This window comes from Rhizobium cauense (assembly GCF_019511525.1).
Taxonomy (GTDB): Bacteria; Pseudomonadota; Alphaproteobacteria; order Rhizobiales; family Rhizobiaceae; genus Rhizobium; species Rhizobium cauense.
Genome location: NZ_JAEUAT010000007.1, coordinates 204,272 through 224,967 on the forward strand (window position 1 = coordinate 204,272; position 20,696 = coordinate 224,967).

The following is a 20,696-nucleotide window of genomic DNA, read 5'->3' on the forward strand; positions in this document are numbered from 1 at the left end:
AAACTATTCGTCCCGGTAGACCTTTTCCCGACGCTCGTGTCGCTCTTGAGCTTCGATGGAAAGCGTTGCAATCGGACGGGCGTCAAGGCGCTTCAGGCCAATCGGCTCACCGGTTTCTTCACAATAGCCGTAAGTGCCGTCTTCGATACGTTGCAGTGCTGCGTCGATCTTGGAAATCAGCTTTCTCTGGCGGTCGCGGGCACGCAGTTCGATAGCCCGGTCGGTTTCGGACGATGCCCTATCAGCAAGGTCCGGGTGATTTGCGCTTTCCTCGGCCAAGTGGTCGAGGGTTTCACGCGCCTCTCTGAGGATGTCGTTCTTCCAGGCGACCAGCTTGGCTCTAAAGTAAGCCCGCTGATTGCCGTTCATGAACTCTTCCTCTTCCGAGGGTATGTAGTTGCTAAGATCGATCTTCTCACTCAACGCGATTCTCCTGAAGAACATCTCATCTGGCGGGTGTATATCGCGAGCACCACGGTTGATTCAAGCCAAATACGCTAGGTAAACAGTTTTTTAAATCTGTCACATTTTTAAGCTAACAGGCTATTTTCTCACCGTTATTCCCCGTTACGCACATTTGCCGGCCGGTAACCCCTCACTTTCCTACCTGGGATTTGGGGTGACACCTGCAGCTACGGTTGACGTGCGGGCCGCCGACCCGCTACTGAAAAAGTCTCTTCGATGTGGATTTTTCCTATGGCCGCAATCACGCCTCCGCCCTCCCGGATCTATCTGCTGCGGCACGCCGAAGCTGCCTGGGCGACACCGGGGCAACGTGATTTCGATCGTCCCTTGAACGACAAGGGCTACGCCGACGCCGAAATCGTCGCCGACAAGGCCGCCGACAAGGGCTATCGGCCGGATCTCGTTGTAAGTTCGACTGCCGTGCGCTGCCGAGATACTGCTGAGGCCTTGCGCCGGGCGATGGGTGCCACGCTTGATGTCCGATTCGTCGACGAACTTTATAATGCCTCGGCGGACAGCTACCTTGAGATCATCGACGCACAAGAGGCCGTCAACTCGGTTATGCTCGTCGGTCACAACCCGACGATGGAACAGACACTGGAAGCGCTGATTGGCCATGACGCCCTTTGCCGGGCACTTCCGGGCGGCTTTCCAACCGCCGGCCTCGCGGTTCTCGACTATGACAGAATCACCGCCCGCTGGCGGCTCGTGGATTTCGTGATCGACTAAGGTCTTTTCGCGGAACGTCTTTTCGCGCAGACCTGCGGTTCCTATATGGCTTTCCACGACTAGAACGGAATTCCGCCTTGCCGCCCAGCCTGACCTCAATTTCCGACGACGCGCGCATTGCCCTGGACAATCTTGCCGACCGGGCATCGGGTCTGATCAATCCTACGGTGCGCCTCGGCGTCACCGGCCTCTCGCGCTCCGGCAAGACGGTTTTCATCTCTTCGCTGGTTCACAATCTCTTGCACGGCGGCCGACTGCCGCTATTCGAGCCCGTGCAGTCCGGTCGCGTCTCGAAAGTACGGCTGGAGCAGCAGCCGGATGACGCGGTGCCCCGGTTCCAGTACGAAGATCACATCCGCTCCCTGGTAAAGGATCGTGTTTGGCCGGACTCCACCCGGGCGATCTCCGAATTGCGCATCACGTTGGATTATCAAAGTGCCAGCGGCTGGAACCGGCTATTCTCGCCGGGTCGTCTGTCGATCGACATCGTCGATTATCCCGGTGAATGGCTTCTCGACCTGCCGCTTCTCGGAAAAGACTTTCGTGCCTTCAGCGAGGAAACGATCGCGCTGGCCGGCACGGGCATCCGTGCAGAGCTTTCGCGCCGATGGCTTGCCCTTACCCACGCCACGGACATCGATGCGCCCGCTGACGAGATGCACGCGCGCGATCTGGCGCACTCCTTTGCAGACTACCTCAAGGCTTGCAAAGCGGACGAACGCTCGTTGTCCACGCTTCCACCTGGTCGCTTTCTGCTGCCCGGCGATCTCGAAGGCTCACCTGCGCTGACCTTCGCCCCGCTGGCCCTTCCAAGGGAAGGCAGGCAGCACAAGGGATCGCTATGGGCGATGATGGAACGCAGGTACGAGGCCTACAAATCGGTCGTCGTGAAGCCTTTCTTTCGTGAGCACTTCGCGCGCCTCGACAGGCAGATCGTGCTCGTCGACGCGCTGCAGGCCATCAACCGCGGACCGGAAGCGGTTCAGGACCTCGAACGAGCCCTCACGGACGTACTGGCCTGCTTCCGTCCGGGAACAAACTCCTGGCTCTCCTCTTTGCTTGGTCGCCGGATCGACCGCGTCCTTGTGGCCGCGACCAAGGCCGACCACCTGCACCACGAGAGCCACGACCGGCTCGATACGCTCACCCGCCGCCTCGTCGATCGCGCAGTACATCGCATCGGCATGGCAGGCGCCGGCATCGACGTCATGGCACTAGCTTCGGTCCGCGCCACACGCGAAGCGACGGTCAAACGCGATGGTCACGACCTCCCCGTCATCGTCGGAACACCAATGGAAGGCGAAACGATAGCCGGAGAGCGTTTCGACGGCTTGAAGAAGACGGCCATATTCCCGGGTGACCTGCCGGTGGATCCGGAAAGCCTCTTCGAACGCATCGAAGCGGGAGATCAAGATGTCTCGCTACCTGAGGTGAGCGTTGTGCGCTTTCGCCCGCCGCACCTCGAAGAAACAGGTGGCGGCATAAAGCTCTCCGTCCCGCATATTCGCCTCGACCGCGCCATGCAGTTCCTGTTCGGAGATCGCCTCGCATGATCAAGCCACCGTCCGAACAACCGAAGCGCACTCCAGCAGCCTTCGCCTTCGAGGAAGATGTTCCGGCACAAGCAGCTGCCGAAATCCGACACGTTCAGCGAAAGCCGGGCAGTTTCAGCGACGACATAGTGCTGACCGCCGACGAGGATGATCCGTTCCTCAACCCTGAAAAGGATGTTCCCGCCGTGCCGGTGGCCATCCCGCGCAAGCGCGGCACGTCCTTTGCAAAAATCGCAGCGGCGGCATTCGGCATGCTCTTTTCGCTGGCCTTCGGCCTTTGGACCGATAGCCTTATACGCGACCTCTTCACCCGAGCTGACTGGCTTGGCTATACCGCCCTCGCAGCACTCGCAATTGGCATCCTGGCTGTCATCGCCATCGTCGTGCGCGAAACAGCCGGGATGATGCGACTGGCAGCGGTGCAGGCGATCAAGGCGGAGGCCGAGGACGCCCTGGTGGAAACGAAGCCGGCCAAGGCGCGCGCACTGGTCAAGCGCCTCGAGGGCATGCTCTCCGGCAAGCCCGAGACCGCAAAAGGGCGCGCGACGTTGGAGGCGGCAGAGAACGACATCATAGACGCGCCCCATCTCATCGCTCTGGCTGAGCGAGAACTCCTGGCGCCCCTTGACCGGCAAGCTCGCGCTTTGATCGTCAATGCCTCGAAACGAGTCTCAATCGTAACGGCCGTCAGCCCGCGCGCGATCGTCGACCTGTTGTACGTACTCTATGAGGCCGCCCGGCTCGTGCGGGCAATGGCGGAGCTTTACGGCGGCCGACCAGGCACACTCGGCATGATCAGGCTCATGCGGGACGTTCTCGCGCATCTTGCCGTTACCGGTTCGATCGCCGTTGGTGATAGCCTGGTGCAGCAGGTACTCGGCCATGGATTGGCGTCGAAGCTGTCGGCGAGGCTTGGCGAGGGCGTCATCAACGGTCTGATGACCGCCCGCATCGGAATCGCTGCCATGGACCTTTGCCGTCCCCTTGCCTTCCGCGCTCTGAAGCGTCCGGGAATCGGTGACTTCATTGGCGATCTCACCCCATCCATGGGATCGCGCGACAAAAATTCCTAGGAGTTGGCAGTTTTGCCGTACGCGAGAAGCATGAATAGACGATCGAAATACTTGCCGTGATTTCAAAGCGCTAAGCGACTTTGTTCGGTGAAAGGTCGTTCTAAGCAACTCTGCGACCCGGTGCTTTTCAACTCGCAAGAAACCAACCATTAACCATTTTCCCGCAAAACTTGGACCTAGTTAAGCGATGGTGTCGCCAGGGAAAATCCATGTATTCGCGCAAGTTTCTTCTTCTCTTCGGGCTCGCGGCAGTGGCGCTGTCACCGGCCGCAGACATGGCGCCGTCCGCAACAGCGGCGACGCGCGACAAGGCCTTTTTCGACTCGGTCGCCGGCACCTGGAGAGGCCCCGGCGAGATCGTCGCCGGGAAGTACAAGGGCACGAAATTCACCTGCAGCCTCGTCGGTGAGCCGGTGAGCTCAGGCGGCACCGGTATCAAGCTCGATGGAAGCTGCAGGGTCGGCGTCTTCAAGCAGCCGATGACTGCACTGATCACCCAGTCGGGCAGCTCCTACAAGGGCAAGTTCCTCGATGGCGCCGACGGCAAGGGCCTCGACGTGGTCTCTGGTGCAGTCACGCAGGATACGGTGGTTGTTGGCCTCAACCGCGCAAAGCTCAACGGCGCGATGATCGCGAGAGTCCGTGACGACAAGACCATGAATGTCACCGTCTCGGTCAAGGTCGAAAGCCAGATGATCCCGGTCATCGGTCTGACGCTAACGCGTCAGGTTGACGAAATGACAGTCGGTTCAGTCGAATAGATACCAAACACTCTGATTTCAGGGCGGCGGAATTTTTGCCGCCTCTGTGCTTCAGGCCCTACACCACCAGTCGCCGCGCTGATCGGCCACTTCAATGCCTTGAACATCGGCCTTATCAAGCCACTCGCGAACGGTCGCACCATTGACGAGCAATTCCGCGGCAAAATCGGCAAGCGGCATCAGCACGAAGCCGCGATCCGTCATGCGAGGGTGCGGAAGCTCGAGGCGTGGTGCCGACTGAACGACATCGGCATAGGTCAGAATGTCGATATCAAGTGTGCGCGGCCCCCATCTCTCGATACGCTCGCGTTTCATCCCCTTTTCAATCCCCAGGCAGACATCGAGAAGAGCCTCCGGAGCAAGGGTCGTCTCGACGGCAGCACAAGCATTGAAGAAGTAGGACTGGTCGGTCTTCCCCCAGGGCGGCGTACGATAGAGACGCGATACCGCGACAACCCTGCAGTCCGGCCGCTGGTCAAGCGCCCTCAGCGCGACGGCCATCGCATGAACAGGCTCGCCGAGATTGCCCCCGAGGCCGAGCGTTGCGGACTTGAAAATGAGATCAGGCAAAGTGTTCGACGCTCACCTGAACGAAATCAAGAACACCGGGAACCGGCGCATTAGGCTTGCGAACCGTGATTTTTGCACGCTTGATCTGCGGGAATTTCAGGCAGAGCCCCTTTGCAATATCCAGCGCAAGCGCCTCGATCAGATATCGACGCTTGCCCGTAACGATCTCCTCGATCACCGTGAAAGCAATGCCATAGTTGACGGTGTCGTCGATCGAATCGCTCTCCAGCGCATCACCGGCGACGACATCGAGTTCCGCATCCACGAAGAAGCGCTGGCCGAGGAATTCCTCCTCATCGTGAACGCCGTGTCTGGCAAAGAAGGCACAGTTCTGAAGTGTGATGGTGTATGTGGTGCTCATGCCAAGTCTCTCCGCTCGAAGCTGCAGCGCGCCGCGAGCATAGCATCGGCGATGGCTAGAGCGTCCCTGTTGATTGCGACATCGTGTACGCGAAAAATGACCGCGCCCGCTAGGCGCAGCAACGCGCTCGTCGCGGCCGTCCCGGCGTCTCGGTCAGGCGCCTCCCTGCCGGTGATGGCACCGACGAAACGTTTGCGCGAAGTACCTGCAAGCAGTGGCAGTCCGAGCCGGTGCAGCTCGCTGAAACGTGCCATCAGTTCCATGTTTTCTTCCGTATCCTTGGCAAACCCGAAGCCCGGATCAAGCACGATGCGATCCCTCAAGACGCCCGCTGCCGAAGCGATTTCGAGCGAACGCTGTAGGAACAGGACCTGGTCGGCGACTACATCTGGAAGCTTGTCCCGGTCGCGCCCCGTGTGCATCAGGCACAACCCAGCGCCGGTCTCGGCAGCAATTCCAGCAATCTCGGGCTCTTTCTGAAGGCCGAAGACGTCGTTGATGATATGCGCTCCCACGCTGACGGCCAGTCGCGCCGTCTCGGCGCGGTAGGTGTCTATGGAAATCAGCGCGTCCGTCCTCCCGCGCAAGGCCTCGATAACAGGCAACACTCGGGCCTGCTCTTCCGACGGGCTCACGATGTCCGCCCCCGGGCGCGTGGACTCACCGCCAACGTCAATGATTGCGGCACCCTCGCTGGCCGCCTTGAGCCCCTGCGTCACAGCAGCATCCACCGTCTGGTATCGGCCGCCATCCGAGAAGGAGTCCGGCGTAACGTTGACGATCGCCATGATCACTGAGCGTGTGCCAAGCTCGATCTGACGACCATGCCCCACGCGCCAGAAACGGCTCTCAAGCTGTGCCACTGGCATTCATCCTAACTATCGAAAAAAGCGCCAACGATATTGCGCTGGCCGTGGCTATGCCCCAAGCTCCGGCAAACTTCAACATGAGTGTCTGCAGAATGCCTTCCGTACCGCGTTATATGCCCCTGCTCCTCGGCTTTTCCATAGCCATCTCGGCGGGCAATCCCGTCTCCGCTGCCGTCATCGCGACGAAGAGTTACTCCTATTTCACCATCAGGGGCAAAACCGCAGATCAACTCGATGAGCAGTTGAGTACGCGCGGCCCGACTGCCAATGGCTCATCCGCCCGCCACCCCGGCGCGACCAAGATACGTTTCGGTGGCGACGCCACCTATATCCAGGCGGCAGGACGCTGCAAGGTTGGCAGCGCCAAGGTCACAGTCCACACGCAAATCATCCTGCCGCGCTGGATCAATCGCAAGGGCGCCAGCAAGCAGCTCTCGATGATCTGGGATGCTCTCTCGAGCGACATCAAGCGGCATGAGGAGCGCCACGCCGAAATAGCCCGAAACCAGGCACGCGCGATGGAAAAGCAGATCCTCGCCCTTCCTCCCCAATATAGCTGCGAGCGCATGCAGGAATTGGTCACGGAGGTTTCGACTCGCGGCATCGAGGAGCATGACCGGCTGCAAGCACAATTCGACCGAGTCGAAGCCGTCAATTTTCAGAATCGCATGATGAGATTGCTTGACCACAAGTTCAAAGCATCGGGCGGCGCAAGATAGCCGATTCTCACCTCAAAAACGATCACAGAAATTTAGCCGCGTAACAAAACTTGTGCGAAACTGCAGTCGCCCCAGTGATTTAGTGGTTATTTCTCAGTCTAGCTAAATCAACCACAACGCGGTAATATTCAAATATTCGAAAGTTCAGGTTCGTAAGCCCGAACTTTCGCTCCTGGGTTCTCCTGGCGCGTTGCGAAGCCGCGGATGATCCTCCCTCGTCCGTAGGTAATGCGCCTACCTCGCCTCGCTCGTCTCACGGCCAGCGAGGCTTTTTTTGGGGAGTTCAAGGATCAGGCTTGCCGCTCGGGCACGTGGACGGTCAGACCGTCCAGTGCTGCCTTCATCCTGATCTGACAGGAGAGGCGCGACGTCGGACGCACGTCAAACGCGAAATCGAGCATGTCTTCTTCCATGGCCTCAGGCGGACCGACGCGCTCCGTCCACTCTTCGTCGATGTAGACATGACAGGTCGCGCAAGCGCATGCGCCGCCGCATTCGGCTTCGATGCCCGGCACCGAATTGCGCACGGCATTTTCCATAACAGTCGACCCCTGATCGACATCAAGATCGAAGCGCGTGCCGTCGAAGGCGACAATGGTCAGTTTGGGCATGATGATTTCCGGTAGTCGTCAATAGGAGGGTGTGGATTTTTCTTCCATCAAATCGGTGAGGCAGTCAACATCGACTGCTTCATGCTTTTAATTCCAGATTGAGAAGCGACGCGCTTGTCAAAATGCGCCATGCCGACAGTCACAAAAAGACCCGCCGTCCCGAAATGGGCCAGCGGGCCTCGTATCCAGCCGGAATCCTGTCGCTCAGCGGCAAAGCTTGAGGATGAAGTTCTCGGCTTCGATTACCGCAATGCCGACCGCCGCCATGCTGGCAGCGTCGCCGCAATTGCACTCAAGCGCTTCGGCGGCCGCATGAACGCGAAACGCGCCTACGGTCCCAGCTGCACCTTTGAGACGGTGCGCCGTAGCTTCAATTACCTTGGCATCGCCGGACGATAACTCCTGAAGACAAGCCCGCGCCTGCCGCGCAAACATCTGCAGAACTTCGATTTCCAGGCTTTTGTCGCCCATTGTCTGGTTCGCAAGGTGCACCAGATCCACCGGACGCTCCTGCGAAGGGCGTGGTCCTTTGCAATTGTCGGGTGCCGCAAACGCAATACTGACTGCTGCCATGTGCCAATTCTCCCGTCGTCTATCCCGCCGTTTCATCATCGTGCGGGCACCGGGTGGGCATCGCGTTAAATTCCGGCGCATTCAGGGCGGATTTCTCAAGATATGGTTAACATCCACCAAACGTCGTTAACCCCTTGGTTTTTAATGGCGAGCGTTTATTAAATGATGTTAACAAGACATTAATATCAGGGGATTTGACCGGTTGCGTTAATTGTCTAGCAGTCCCGGATGTGTCACTACGGTACTACTGGGCGAGCTCTCCGGTACCTGCCTTTGCTCGCCAAGTGGATAATGGTAATGTTTTGATACCGTCTGTATGAAAAAGCAGCTATCCACTCTGAAATGATATGCTTATCCGCCTTCGGCAATGTAGGCGGGCGGGCTCAGAGGCTAAGGTTTTGTTCGGGCTCGGCGGAAAGGCCCGGATGCGTTGTTGAACCGGCTGGGATGTAACGAGGCGTAACGTAAATGGCGAACAACAAGTACAACGAGTCGATCGAGGACAAGGCGTTCAAGGCATTGGACGAAGCGCTCCAGATCGACTTCGGAGAAGACGATACGCTGTCTCGCAACGGCAAGACCGACGCCCCGGAGGCCAAATTGCCTGAAACACCTAGTGCCCGCGGTCAACAGACCTCCAAGGAAGCCAAGCGCGCGCGCCCCGCCAACACGCCTCGCCAGCCCGAGCAGCCGTCCCGCGCGCCGTCCTTCGCCGCCAACGACGCTAACCGGATATCTCCAGCTTCGCTGCTGAAGTCCTTGGAGAACGGATCCAGCCGATCAGCTATCCGCAACGCAACCATCGTGTCGCTTCTCTGGATCGTCGCAGGGCTTGGCCTGATGGCCCTGCTCTATTCGCCCCAGATCTGGGAGATCCGCTCCCTTTCCGATCTTTTGGCGCTTCCGGGCGTCATCGCCGGCTTCATTGGCATTATCGTGCCGGTGCTGCTGTTCTATGCCTTCGCCGTCATGATGGCCCGCGCCCAGGACATGCGCAATGCAGCTCGCTCGATGGCGGAAGTCGCACTTCGCCTCTCCGAACCGGAGACCGTTGCCTCCGAGCGCATCATGACTGTCGGCCAGGCCGTTCGTCGTGAAGTGTCGGCGATGAACGAAGGCATCGAGCGTACCATTGCGCGCGCTTCGGAACTCGAAACCCTCGTCCACTCCGAGGTCAATGCGCTCGAGCGCAGCTACGCCGACAATGAACTGCGAGTGCGTGGTCTCGTACACGAGCTCGGCTCCGAGCGCGAAGCGATCGTCAATCACGCCGAGCGTATCCGCACCTCGATTGCCGGCGTCCACGATCAGCTTAAGGAAGACCTTTCGCTGGCGACGGAAGAGATCGCCGTGCGCCTGGCGACTTCGGGCGAAGCTTTCGCCTCAATGATCGACACGCGTGCTGCGGCCATCACCGAGAAGTCGGAATCGGCGATCCAGTCGCTGGGTACGCTACTTGCTGCCAAGACGGATTCGTTGCTGCAAACGCTGACTTCCTCTGGATTTGCGCTCACCAACGAGTTCGACACGCGGCTTGATTCCCTCACGTCTAGCCTGAGCGACCATGGGGAACAGATCCTCCGGCAGTTCGAGACGCGCGCCTCGACGATGGACAGCAACGCCGAGAAGCTGAATGCGGCCCTGAACGACCGGGCTCGTCAGCTGAACGAAATCCTGATCGCCCGCACACGTGAAATCAACGAGAGCCTGACTGGTGGTGAACGCACCATCAGCACCACGCTGGACGACGTTCTCTCGAAGCTGAACAGCGCACTCGACGAAAAGGGCTCGAGCTTCCGCCATAGCCTGCAATCGAGCGTCGACGACACCATCATGGATCTCGATCTGCGCTCCGGCTTCTTTGACGAAAGGCTGCAGGCGACCGTTGCGCAACTCTCGACCTCGTTCGATGAGCGCGTCGCGGAATTCGCAAATGCCTTCGACCAGCGCGCCGGCTCGCTTGATACAAAGCTTATCGAGAGCCTCAACCGCATCAACGAGACGCTGACCGGCGGCTCGGATTCGCTGAACGGCATCCTGAGCTCGAGCATCGAACGGATCGGCTCGTCTCTGACCGATCAGTCCTTTGCACTGGCCACTGCACTCGCCACCAGCCAGGAAGTGATGGAGAGTTCGCTGGCGGGCAAGGTGTCCGAAGTGACGGAGGCGATCCATACGCACACCGCGGAAATGACCTCGGCGCTGAGCCATGCGACCTCCGAAGTGTCGCTGGCGCTCGCATCTGGCACGTCGGAACTCCACAACAATCTCTCTGCACGGGCCAGCGAGTTCCGCAACACGCTGCTGTCGACGACATCTGACTTGAGCTCTGCTGTTTCCGCCGGAACCGAGCAGATTACCTCAGCCTTCGGCCGTGCCGATGAACTGAACTCGATGATCTCCAGGCGCGCTGCCGATATCACGCAGGCGCTCGATTCCGCGCATGAGCGGATCGACGGGGTAATGACCGATCGCGGCGGCGCCCTCACCGCTGCACTCGCCGACAGCCAGGACCGCTTCGAGAGCACGCTTGCAAGCCGCTCCGAGGCAATCATCAGCGCCGTCTCCGGCAGCCATGAGCGGCTCGCCGACACGCTTGACGACAAGGCGATGACGCTGGCCATTTCCCTCGATGAGAGCCAGAACCGCTTTGAGGATACGATTTCCAAGCGAGCCGAAGCGATTGCCGCCTCGATCGCCAACGGCCACGACAAGCTGGCAGATACGCTTGATGACAAGGCGATGGCGCTTGCCATCTCCCTCAACGAGAGCCAGTCGCGCCTTTCCGATACGCTCGGCCTTCATGTCGACGCGGTTGCAAATCAGCTCGCCGGCACGCATGAGAAACTCAACGAAGTTCTCGATGACAAGGCGATGGCGCTGGCTATTTCCCTTAGCGAGGGACAGTCTCGTCTCGCCGACACGCTCGGTCATCATGTCGAAACCATCGCGAGCCAGATCGCTGGTGGCCACGACAAGCTCACCGAAGCTCTCGACGACCGGGCCATGGCACTCGCCATCTCCCTAAACGAAAGCCAGACTCGCCTTGAAGACACGCTCGGTCACCATTCCGAAGCGATCGGCAACGCGCTCACTGGCGGACATGATCGGATCAACGAGGCGCTGGACGATCGCGTCATGGCGCTCGCCGTATCGCTGAACGAGGGTCATAGCCGGATCGAGGACGCACTCAGCCGACGTGTGGACACGATCGCGAATTCGATTGCCACGGTCCAGGACCGCCTTTCGGATACGCTCGACGAGAAGGCAATGGCGCTCGCTGTTTCCTTCAGCGAAAGCCAGAGCCGCTTTGATGATGCGCTGGAGGCGCGTACGAACGCCTTGCTCGATACCGTGGCCGGCGCGGAATCTCGCGTCGCCGGCGCCCTCGTCGACAAGTCCGACGCAATCCGCAACGCCTACACAGAGAGCCAGGACCGCCTCGAGCGCTCGCTGAGTGATCACGCATCGACGCTTGCCGGCACGCTGGCCAGTGGTGGAGACCGTATCGAGCAACTGACCGGCAATGCGGCTTCCCGCATCGAATACAGCCTGAGCAACGCTCATGAGCGGCTGGAGACATTGCACGGCGATGCAGCATCGCGCATCGAAGGTGGCCTTGCCGCGGCGCATGATCGCTTTGAAGCTCTAACCGGCAATGCGGCCACACGCATCGAAGGCGGCCTGGATTCGGCTCACGAACGCATTCGTTCGACGCTGGCTGATCGCGAACAGGCGATCAATCTCGCACTTGCCGATGCTCACACACGTATCAGTGATACACTGTCCGACCAGGCGACGACCATCGGAGCGTCAATCGCGACCAGCGTCGGCATGCTGGAAATGTCGCTCGAAGATCACGAAGCCTCCCTCCGCCAGACCATCGACAACAGCGGCCGGGCACTGGAAGATCGCCTTCGCGACAGCACCGGCCATATTGCCGGTCGCTTCCAGGAGGCTGCCGGCGAAATCTCGCGCTCGGCAGAGACGTTCTCCTCGCAGCTCGATCAGTCGATCGAGGGCATGACGGGCCGCTTTGCAGAAACCGGTTCTCGTGTCGAAGCCGGTCTTACCGCCCTTGAAAACCGCATCCGCGACGGCGTCGGCGGCGTGGCCGAGCAGGTCGATGCCGCGGGCAGCCGCCTCTCCAACACATTGTCCGATGGCATATCGCGCATTGGCACGCTCGGCGAAGAAGCGACAGGCCGCATTGCAGCAGCACTTGACGAAAGCGCTACAAAGTTTGCCGAAACGATCGACGGCCGGACGTCCGATCTGACCTCGGGCATTGACACCCGCACGGCAAGCATCGGCGAGGCGATGGAGCGTGGCAGCGCCCGCATCGAAGAACGCCTGTCGACAATGGACCGGGCTCTCACTGTCGGTCTCGATGCGGTCAATCGCACGATCGAAGGCAAGGCCGCCGGCCTCGCCGCCTCACTGCGCAGCGCCGTTGCCGAAACGACACAGGGCATGGACGACGAAGCGACCCGCGCTGCGGAGAACCTGGGCCGCACCGGACAGCAGTTTGCCGAAAACCTCGAAGCCAAGAGCACCGAGTTCAACCGCGCCATCGAAGAGCGTTCCGAACAGATCGTCGGGCGCGTCTCCGAAGCGCAGAACCGCTTGGCTGGCCAGGCGGCGGCCGTTGCTCAGACCTTCTCCGAGGCTGGCAACGCGATCGTCAAGAAGGTTGCCGAAGCCGAAACTCTGGTGAGTGGGCAGGTTGGTGCCATTTCGCGTGCGCTGGGCGACGCCCAGACTACCTTCGAAAACCATGGTGCAGGCATCCGCACAACGATTTCCGATGCAAGCCAGGAAATCGCTTCGACCATGGCGGAAGTGGAACGTGCGCTCGAAGCTCGTGGCGACGCGATCCGCTCAAGCCTCGAGGACCGCACACGCGAGATCGACTCCACTCTGACCGATGTGGAGAAGGCACTCGAGGCGCGCGGCAGCGCCATTCGGGCGACACTTGACGATCGCACACGCGAACTCAACTCGATGCTTGCGGGCCGCAATACGGAACTGTCGCGCATCCTCGACGAGACCGCGCGCCCGTTGATCGACCGCTACGCCGAGGCTGGCAAGGAAGCAGCCGCGCGCATTACAGCAGCGACCGCGCACAGCACCGAACGGCTGCGCAGCGAGAACGAGGCTCTCGTCAATGCGATCGCCGCACGCACCGAGAGTGCGTCTTCGGCCGTCGACGCTATGGAGAGCAGCCTGCTTGCCAACGTCAACAAGCTGATCGAGCGTCTGTCGGACAACAGCTCCGCGATGGGCCAGATGATGAGCCGTGCGGCCGAGGATCTGGCGGCAGTAGATGGCCGCCTCGGCGACACGACCTCGCGCTTCACGGAATCCGCATCCAAGGCCGCAGAAATGGTTTCCGCCTCGACGCGCCTGCTCGAAGGCAAGGTCGATCGCCTGTCCGACATTTCGGGTCAGACGCTCGCTCAGGTCGGCGGCATCATCGGTCGCTTCGACGAGCATTCCAAGGTGCTGAGCCAGGCATCGGGCCTGCTTGCGGCGGCGCAGTCGAACCTCGTCTCGACGCTCGAAGATCGCGAAACCGCGCTTCAGAACCTTTCCGTCGGTCTCGTGCAGCGCTCCGAGGAAATTGAAAAGACCATGCGTTCTCTGGGCGGCATGGTTGAGTCAGCCTTCGATCGTGCTGAACAGCGTTCGAACCAGGTCAGCGGTACACTCCGCGAGAGCGTACAGTCCTCGTTCTCCGATATCGGCCGGGTTCTCACCGAAACCGAGAAGCGTGCGGAAGAAGCAGCGGCGACCATGCGTGCCGCACTCGTCAAGGCCGGCGAAGACGCCAACGCGACGATTGACGGCGCATTCGGCAATGCCGAGCGTCGCTCCAGCGAGCTTTCAAACAGGCTGCGCGGCGGCCTGACGGCTTCGCTGTCGGAGGTCGAGCGTATGTTGGGCGAGGCAGGTCGTGCATCGGACGGCGCTGCCCAGACAATGCGCGAGTCGCTTCGCGAGGCAGTCGAGGAGGCGGTTGCCCGCTTCTCCGGCGCGACCGAGGAGATCCGCCGCTCCGCTGGCGACATCCGCAAGGAACTCGATATGACCCGCAGCGAGCTGAAGCGCGGTGCATTCGATCTTCCCGAAGAGGCCAAGGAAAGCGCCGCCGCCATGCGCCGCGCCGTCGCCGAGCAGATCAAGGCGCTGCAGGACATCTCGCACATCGTCGGCCGCTCGACGCAACAGCTGGAGATTTCGGAGCCCGCACCCCGGGCCATTCCGCAGCCCCAGCCTGCGCCTCGTCCTGCCCAACCGGCCGTCACCCAGCAAGTGCCGCAACCGGCTCCTTCAGTGACGACCGCCATAACGCCCGCGCCAATTGAAAACGTCGGTCTGCGCGGCTCGCTGGGCTCGTCCGCGCCTACAGCCGCGGCACCGCAGCGCGCGCCCGTTGCCGCGCCGGCAACGCCGGCAGGCGGCGGCTGGATCAGCGACCTCCTGCGTGGCGCATCGCGCGAGGAAGCCGCCGAAGAAGCACCGGCACGGCAACCGGCACCACGCGCAGAGACCGCCGCGCCGACCCCTGCCCGCGCCGCAGACAGCCGCAACCCGCGCCACGTCGTCGAGTCGCTGAATTCGCTTTCGGTCGATATCGCCCGCGCAATCGATCACGATGCATCCGTCGACCTGTGGCGCCGCTATCAGCGCGGCGAACGGGATGTGTTTACCCGCCGTCTCTATACCCTGAAGGGGCAGCAGACCTTCGACGAGATCAAGCGCAAGTATGATCGCGAGCCGGAGTTCCGTACCGCAGTCGATCGTTACATCGCCGATTTCGAGAAGTTGCTCGCAGACGTCTCACGCGGCGATCGCGACAAGTCGATTACGCAATCCTATCTGACCTCCGATACGGGCAAGGTTTATACGATGCTTGCTCACGCCGCAGGACGACTGAGCTAAGACAGAACGAAATGGCTGCCGAAAGGCGGCCATTTTCATTTTTTCGGCCACGTTTTCTCGCCGTCGCATTTTGCAGCTAAATCGAACTCACACTACCCACGGTGATGTGGCTATGTTATCGTCGGTTGCAAAGGGAGGCCACCATGCCTGAGCTTGCCGATGCTCGTAAGGGTGATGATCCGCGTTCGCGGCGACGGATCGAGCTGCTTGCCTTTTTGATCCTGGCATTCGGGATCTGGCCACTCGTCGCTGTCGGTGTCGTCGGCGGCTACGGCTTCCTCGTATGGATGTTCCAGATCGTCTTCGGCCCTCCGGGGCCTCCTGCGTCCCTGCATTGAGGATCGCCATGTCCCAGCCATCCCTCTCTCGACGCCAATTTCTTTCCGGCAATCGATCCGAGGGCTACGCTGGGATTTGCCCGCCCGGAACGTCCGCCGAGGCGCTTATCGAGGCCTGCACTGGCTGCGGACGGTGCGAGGAGCGATGTCCGACCAACATAATCCGCCTGACGGGCGGATTTCCCTCGCTGGATTTCATGCGGGGAGAGTGCACGTTCTGCGGGGAATGCAAGAACGTATGCCCGGAACCTGTATTTGCGTCAGAACCCGTTGACCGATTTCCTCATATCGCGGCGGTGAGCGACGGCTGCCTCGCGAAGCAGAACATTGCTTGCCAATCGTGTGGAGAGGTGTGCCCGGAGCAGGCAATTCGGTTCCGCCCGCGTATTGGCGGTCCATTTGTTCCAGATCTCAACGGAGATGTCTGCAGCGGTTGTGGCGCGTGCCTTGCGATCTGCCCAGTCGGCGCCCTCACGCTGATTCCTCGCACAACGGAGATGGCCAATGCATGAACCGCCATCGCACTATCATGTCTCAAGCGCAGTTGTCGCTACCATCCCGTCGAGCACCGAGGCCGTACTTCAAGCACTGGCGCGGATGGAGAACGTTGAAATCTACGGTCATGGCGGCGGCAAGATTGTCGTCGTCATCGAAGGACAGAGCACAGGAGCGCTCGGTGATCGTCTGTCGCAGATCTCGCTGCTCGATGGCGTGATCGCGGCGAACATGGTTTTCGAGCATGTCGAAGAGGAGATGCAGGACCATGACGGGGCAAGTGAAGAGGCGTGATGTACTCAAGGCGCAAGCCGCTGCATTTGCCGCCGCAGCAGCGGGGATCGCGCTTCCAGTAAATGCACAGCCGGTGCCCGGGGGTGTCAGCGCACTGGAAATCAAGTGGTCGAAGGCGCCCTGCCGATTTTGCGGAACCGGCTGTGGCGTCATGGTCGGTGTCAAGGAAGGTCAGGTCGTTGCCACACATGGAGACATGCAGGCAGAGGTCAATCGCGGCCTGAACTGCATCAAAGGCTACTTCCTGTCCAAGATCATGTACGGCGAAGATCGACTGCAGACCCCCCTGCTGCGCAAGCGAAACGGCGTCTATGCCAAGGACGGCGAGTTCGAGCCGGTCAGCTGGGACGAAGCCTTCGATGTGATGGCCGCCCAATGCAAGAAGGTTCTGAAGGAGAAGGGTCCTACCGCTGTCGGCATGTTCGGCTCCGGTCAGTGGACGATCTTCGAAGGCTACGCCGCCACAAAGCTGATGCGCGCGGGTTTCCGGTCCAATAACCTGGACCCGAACGCTCGGCACTGCATGGCATCGGCCGCCTACGGGTTCATGCGGACTTTCGGTATGGATGAGCCGATGGGATGCTACGACGACTTCGAGAACGCCGATGCCTTCGTGCTCTGGGGTTCCAACATGGCGGAAATGCATCCGATCCTGTGGACCCGCGTCGCCGACCGTCGCCTCGGGCAGCCACATGTCCGCGTCGCCGTGCTTTCAACCTTCACGCATAGAAGCATGGACCTCGCCGATATCCCGATTGTATTCAAGCCGGGGACCGATCTCGCGATCCTCAACTACATCGCGAACCACATCATCCAGACTGGGCGTGTGAACGAGGCCTTCGTCCGGGATCACACGAAATTCGCAAAAGGTGTCGACGATATCGGCTACGGCCTGCGTCCGGACAATCCGGTAGAAGTCAACGCTGCCAACGCCAAGGATCCAGGCAAGACCGAACCGATGGATTTCAACGCGTTCAAGGAGTTCGTCGCCGAATACACCTTGGAAAAAACGGCCAAAATGACAGGTGTCGATCCGGCGTTTCTGAAGCAGCTGGCAGAACTCTATGCCGATCCGAACCGCAAGGTGATGTCATTGTGGACGATGGGTTTCAACCAGCACGTCCGCGGCGTCTGGGCGAACCAGATGGTCTACAATCTCCACCTGCTCACAGGAAAGATATCCGAACCGGGCAACAGCCCCTTCTCGCTTACCGGCCAGCCCTCTGCCTGCGGAACCGCCCGCGAGGTCGGCACCTTCGCGCATCGTCTCCCGGCCGACATGACCGTGACGAACCCCGAGCACCGCAAGCATGCCGAGGAAATCTGGCACGTTCCGCACGGGATCATTCCGGACAAGCCGGGTTTTCATGCTGTCCAGCAGGATCGCATGCTGAAGGATGGCAAGCTCAATTTCTATTGGGTCCAGGTCAATAACAACGTTCAGGCCGGCCCCAACACGAGCAACGAGACTTGGCAAGGCTATCGGAACCCAGAAAACTTCATTGTCGTGTCGGACGCCTATCCGACCATCACGGCGATGAGCGCGGATCTCATTCTTCCGGCCGCCATGTGGGTCGAGAAGGAAGGCGCATACGGAAACGCGGAACGTCGAACCCACGTCTGGCACCAACTGGTCCAGGCAAAGGGCGAGGCACGTTCCGACCTTTGGCAGCTCGTCGAGTTTTCCAAGCGGTTCACAACCGAGGAGGTCTGGCCGCAAGAGATTCTCGACGCCAATCCGCAATATCGGGGCAAGACCCTGTTCGACGTGCTGTTTAAGAACGGCGAGGTCGATCGTTTTCCGCTGAGCGAAATCAACGCCGAGTATGACAATGTCGAAGCCAAGGAGTTCGGCTTCTACATCCAGAAAGGTCTGTTCGAAGAATATGCATCCTTCGGCCGGGGTCATGGCCACGACCTCGCGCCGTACGACATGTATCACGAGGTTCGAGGTCTGCGCTGGCCAGTTGTCAACGGCCAGGAGACGCGCTGGCGCTATCGCGAAGGCTACGACCCCTATGTAAAGCCCGGCGAAGGCGTCAAGTTCTACGGCCAGCCGGATGGGCGCGCTGTCATCCTCGCAGTCCCCTACGAGCCGCCCGCCGAATCTCCCGACGACGAGTTCGATTTCTGGCTGGTAACGGGCCGCGTCCTCGAACATTGGCACTCCGGGTCGATGACCATGCGGGTACCAGAGCTCTACCGAGCATTCCCCGGGGCGCGATGTTTCATGAACGCCGAAGACGCCCGCAAGCGAGGCATCAATCAGGGTGCCGAGGTGCGTATCGTCTCGCGGCGCGGTGAAATTCGTTCCCGCGTCGACATCAGGGGCAGAAACCGTATGCCAGCCGGCGTCATATTCGTTCCGTGGTTCGACGCCAGCCAATTGATCAACAAGGTCACTCTCGACGCAACCGATCCCATCTCGAAACAGACGGATTTCAAAAAATGCGCGGTCAAGATTCTTTCCGCCGTCTAAGGCGACCGGAATGGAAGGCAGTCGCAGCAGGTCTGCTGGTATTTGTCGCGACAGCTTCCCTCGCTCAGATGGCACAACAGACGGTGCCTCAGCTGGAGGGACCGACACCCTCGATGAAGACAGGGGCCGCCATGCCCCTGCCAAAGTGGATCGTCGACGACAAGCGCAAGATGCGCGCCTATCCAGACCAGCCGCCGATCATCCCGCACTCCATCGAAGGCTACGAGCTGTCGGTGAACGCCAACCGCTGTCTCTCCTGCCACAAGCGTGAGTTCACGCAGGACAGCGGCGCCCCAATGATCAGCGTCACGCACTATATGACCAGAGACGGGCAGATGATCGCCGACGTCTCCCCGCGTCGCTACTTCTGTACTGCCTGCCATGTTCCCCAGGCAGATACTCCACCGCTCGTACCCAGTGAATTCAAGGATATGAGCGAGCTGGGCTTCAAACCCGCCGGGAGCGAGTGACGATGATCGCATGGGCCAAGAAAGCGATTCTGTGGGCATGGTCGATATTGACGACGCCGGCGGCAACCATCGGCCTCGGCGTCCTGACGCTCGGCGGCTTCATCGGCGGCGTCATGTTCTGGGGCGCGTTCAACACCGCGCTTGAAATCACCAATACCGAAAAATTCTGTACGTCCTGCCACGAGATGCACGACAACGTGTACCAGGAGCTTTCACGCACTATCCACTTCTCAAATCGCTCAGGCGTACGGGCGACCTGTCCCGACTGCCATGTGCCGCATCAATGGACCGACAAGATCGCCCGCAAGATGCAGGCTTCCAAGGAGGTCTGGGGCAAGATATTCGGCACCATCAATACCCGATCAAAGTTCCTGGAGAAGAGGCTGGAGCTTGCCCAGCATGAATGGGCCCGCATGAAGGCAAACGACAGCCTGGAATGTCGCAACTGCCACTCTTCCGTCGCGATGGATCTCCAGAAACAGACCCAGCGCGCCGCTGAGATACATACCCGCTATCTTCTGTCGGGCCAGGCGACCTGCATCGACTGCCACAAAGGCATCGCCCACGAGCTTCCGAACATGGAAGGTATCGATCCCGGCTGGAAGATGCCGAAGGAGTTGGAAGGCAAGAAGATGGTGAATGCAACGCCGATCGATGATCTCGAGAAGGCGATCGCGGAAGCGCACGCGCCGTCGTTCAAAATGCCCGAGTAGTGCCAAGCGATATCGCCAGCGCGATCCCCTCAGACACCGCCTGCCCGGCATCGCGCATTAGATCGTCTGCAGCGTCCAGTTGACGATCTCGGCCGATACGCTCGAGAACGCACGATCCAGCCCCTTGACGAGGGCTTCATTCGATCCACCGGCCGGAACGACTTGTCGGAACACTTTCTGGGCCCGTACCGAACCGTTTCGATCATTGACGATCTTTGCCGAAATCTCGACAACCGCGCGGCTGCCGCCGCTCGTGTCAATTTCGAAAGAACGGATATCAGTCACGAGCTGATAGTCGATGGCCAGCCCCTGGCCAGGGACACCGACGCCGCCGAGCTTGCCGGAGTTTTCATAGGTTTCGACGAGCTTCGACTGAACCAGACGCGGGAGCTTGTCGCCCCATTGCGCCCTCGAAAGGTATTGTATTTGCGACGGAGCCACCCGTACGACGATCTGTTCGCTGTCGAGCGCCTTCAGCGCGGTTGGTTGCTGCACGAGGATCTGACGACCTCTTGCCGCCGGCCCGGTGCCGGTCACCGATCCCGATAGATCAAACGTATCGTTCTTGGCGGCTGTCCCGCAACCAGCAAGGCCCACCAATAGCGGCAGCGCGATCGCGGTGCTGGATAGCCACGAACAACGCTGCAACAGATCCGATACGGCCATATGCGTTCCCCT

General features: G+C 60.3%; 19 protein-coding genes. 12 read left to right on the forward strand and 7 right to left on the reverse strand.

Annotation, left to right across the window (positions count from 1 at the left end; genetic code table 11):
* Positions 1–3: 3 nt before the first annotated feature.
* Positions 4–423: an RNA polymerase-binding protein DksA gene (gene dksA, locus JNB88_RS15570; protein ID WP_037128285.1), complete on the reverse strand. Its 420-nt coding sequence runs from the start codon at positions 421–423 to the stop codon at positions 4–6.
* Positions 424–696: 273 nt separating this feature from the next.
* On the opposite strand from dksA, the gene JNB88_RS15575 reads away from it, so the two are divergent.
* From JNB88_RS15575 to JNB88_RS15590, 4 genes are all read left to right on the forward strand, one after another.
* Positions 697–1,194, forward strand: a complete 498-nt coding sequence (locus tag JNB88_RS15575; protein ID WP_220356239.1) for a SixA phosphatase family protein — start codon at positions 697–699, stop codon at positions 1,192–1,194.
* 77 nt (positions 1,195–1,271) lie between these two features.
* On the forward strand, positions 1,272–2,747 hold the full coding sequence (locus tag JNB88_RS15580; protein ID WP_220356240.1) for a YcjX family GTP-binding protein: 1,476 nt from the start codon (positions 1,272–1,274) through the stop codon (positions 2,745–2,747).
* Positions 2,744–3,820 carry a YcjF family protein gene (locus JNB88_RS15585; RefSeq protein ID WP_220356241.1) on the forward strand — a complete coding sequence of 359 codons (1,077 nt, stop codon included), beginning with the start codon at positions 2,744–2,746 and terminating at the stop codon, positions 3,818–3,820. Before JNB88_RS15580 ends, JNB88_RS15585 begins: the two co-directional genes overlap by 4 nt.
* A 209-nt stretch (positions 3,821–4,029) precedes the next feature.
* A complete protein-coding gene (locus JNB88_RS15590; protein ID WP_220356242.1) occupies positions 4,030–4,581 on the forward strand; it encodes a hypothetical protein in 552 nt (183 codons plus the stop codon).
* Positions 4,582–4,632: 51 nt separating this feature from the next.
* On the opposite strand, the gene folK is transcribed toward JNB88_RS15590, so the two are convergent.
* From folK to folP, 3 genes are read right to left on the reverse strand one after another with little or no spacing between them, the layout of a single operon-like run.
* Positions 4,633–5,151 (reverse strand): 2-amino-4-hydroxy-6-hydroxymethyldihydropteridine diphosphokinase, encoded by a 519-nt coding sequence (gene folK, locus JNB88_RS15595; protein WP_220356243.1) that lies wholly within the window; start codon positions 5,149–5,151, stop codon positions 4,633–4,635.
* A complete protein-coding gene (gene folB, locus JNB88_RS15600; RefSeq protein ID WP_037128295.1) occupies positions 5,144–5,512 on the reverse strand; it encodes a dihydroneopterin aldolase in 369 nt (122 codons plus the stop codon). Before folB ends, folK begins: the two co-directional genes overlap by 8 nt.
* On the reverse strand, positions 5,509–6,381 hold the full coding sequence (gene folP / locus JNB88_RS15605) for a dihydropteroate synthase (protein WP_220356244.1): 873 nt from the start codon (positions 6,379–6,381) through the stop codon (positions 5,509–5,511). The genes folB and folP overlap by 4 nt, the downstream gene beginning before the upstream one ends.
* A gap of 92 nt (positions 6,382–6,473) precedes the next feature.
* On the opposite strand from folP, the gene JNB88_RS15610 reads away from it, so the two are divergent.
* Entirely contained in the window at positions 6,474–7,100 is a 627-nt protein-coding gene (locus JNB88_RS15610; RefSeq protein ID WP_037129163.1) for a DUF922 domain-containing Zn-dependent protease, read from the forward strand.
* Positions 7,101–7,390: 290 nt separating this feature from the next.
* Here JNB88_RS15610 and JNB88_RS15615 read toward each other — a convergent pair whose 3' ends face one another.
* Together JNB88_RS15615 and JNB88_RS15620 are read right to left on the reverse strand one after the other, a co-directional pair.
* Positions 7,391–7,711: a 2Fe-2S iron-sulfur cluster-binding protein gene (locus tag JNB88_RS15615; RefSeq protein ID WP_037128298.1), complete on the reverse strand. Its 321-nt coding sequence runs from the start codon at positions 7,709–7,711 to the stop codon at positions 7,391–7,393.
* A gap of 204 nt (positions 7,712–7,915) precedes the next feature.
* Positions 7,916–8,284: an Hpt domain-containing protein gene (locus JNB88_RS15620; protein WP_220356245.1), complete on the reverse strand. Its 369-nt coding sequence runs from the start codon at positions 8,282–8,284 to the stop codon at positions 7,916–7,918.
* A gap of 468 nt (positions 8,285–8,752) precedes the next feature.
* Between JNB88_RS15620 and JNB88_RS15625 the strand changes: the two genes are divergently transcribed.
* The 7 genes from JNB88_RS15625 to JNB88_RS15655 all read left to right on the forward strand — a co-directional run bounded on the left by JNB88_RS15625 (position 8,753) and on the right by JNB88_RS15655 (position 20,018).
* Positions 8,753–15,229, forward strand: coding sequence for an apolipoprotein A-IV repeat region-like domain-containing protein (locus JNB88_RS15625; protein WP_220356246.1), 6,477 nt, complete (start codon positions 8,753–8,755; stop codon positions 15,227–15,229).
* Positions 15,230–15,372: 143 nt separating this feature from the next.
* The gene (napE, locus tag JNB88_RS15630) at positions 15,373–15,567 is read left to right on the forward strand and encodes a periplasmic nitrate reductase, NapE protein (protein ID WP_037128304.1); all 195 of its coding nucleotides are present in this window, start codon (positions 15,373–15,375) and stop codon (positions 15,565–15,567) included.
* A gap of 8 nt (positions 15,568–15,575) precedes the next feature.
* Positions 15,576–16,079 (forward strand): ferredoxin-type protein NapF, encoded by a 504-nt coding sequence (gene napF / locus JNB88_RS15635; protein ID WP_220356247.1) that lies wholly within the window; start codon positions 15,576–15,578, stop codon positions 16,077–16,079.
* Entirely contained in the window at positions 16,072–16,356 is a 285-nt protein-coding gene (locus JNB88_RS15640; RefSeq protein ID WP_220356248.1) for a chaperone NapD, read from the forward strand. The genes napF and JNB88_RS15640 overlap by 8 nt, the downstream gene beginning before the upstream one ends.
* A complete protein-coding gene (gene napA / locus JNB88_RS15645; protein WP_220356249.1) occupies positions 16,331–18,835 on the forward strand; it encodes a periplasmic nitrate reductase subunit alpha in 2,505 nt (834 codons plus the stop codon). Before JNB88_RS15640 ends, napA begins: the two co-directional genes overlap by 26 nt.
* Positions 18,805–19,305, forward strand: coding sequence for a nitrate reductase cytochrome c-type subunit (locus tag JNB88_RS15650; RefSeq protein WP_037128309.1), 501 nt, complete (start codon positions 18,805–18,807; stop codon positions 19,303–19,305). The genes napA and JNB88_RS15650 overlap by 31 nt, the downstream gene beginning before the upstream one ends.
* Before the next feature lie 5 nt (positions 19,306–19,310).
* Complete coding sequence (locus JNB88_RS15655) at positions 19,311–20,018, forward strand: NapC/NirT family cytochrome c (protein ID WP_037129166.1); 708 nt, start codon at positions 19,311–19,313, stop codon at positions 20,016–20,018.
* Positions 20,019–20,075: 57 nt separating this feature from the next.
* Here the strand turns inward: JNB88_RS15655 and JNB88_RS15660 are convergent, their stop codons facing one another.
* Positions 20,076–20,684: an ABC-type transport auxiliary lipoprotein family protein gene (locus tag JNB88_RS15660; protein ID WP_220356250.1), complete on the reverse strand. Its 609-nt coding sequence runs from the start codon at positions 20,682–20,684 to the stop codon at positions 20,076–20,078.
* Positions 20,685–20,696: the final 12 nt, after the last annotated feature.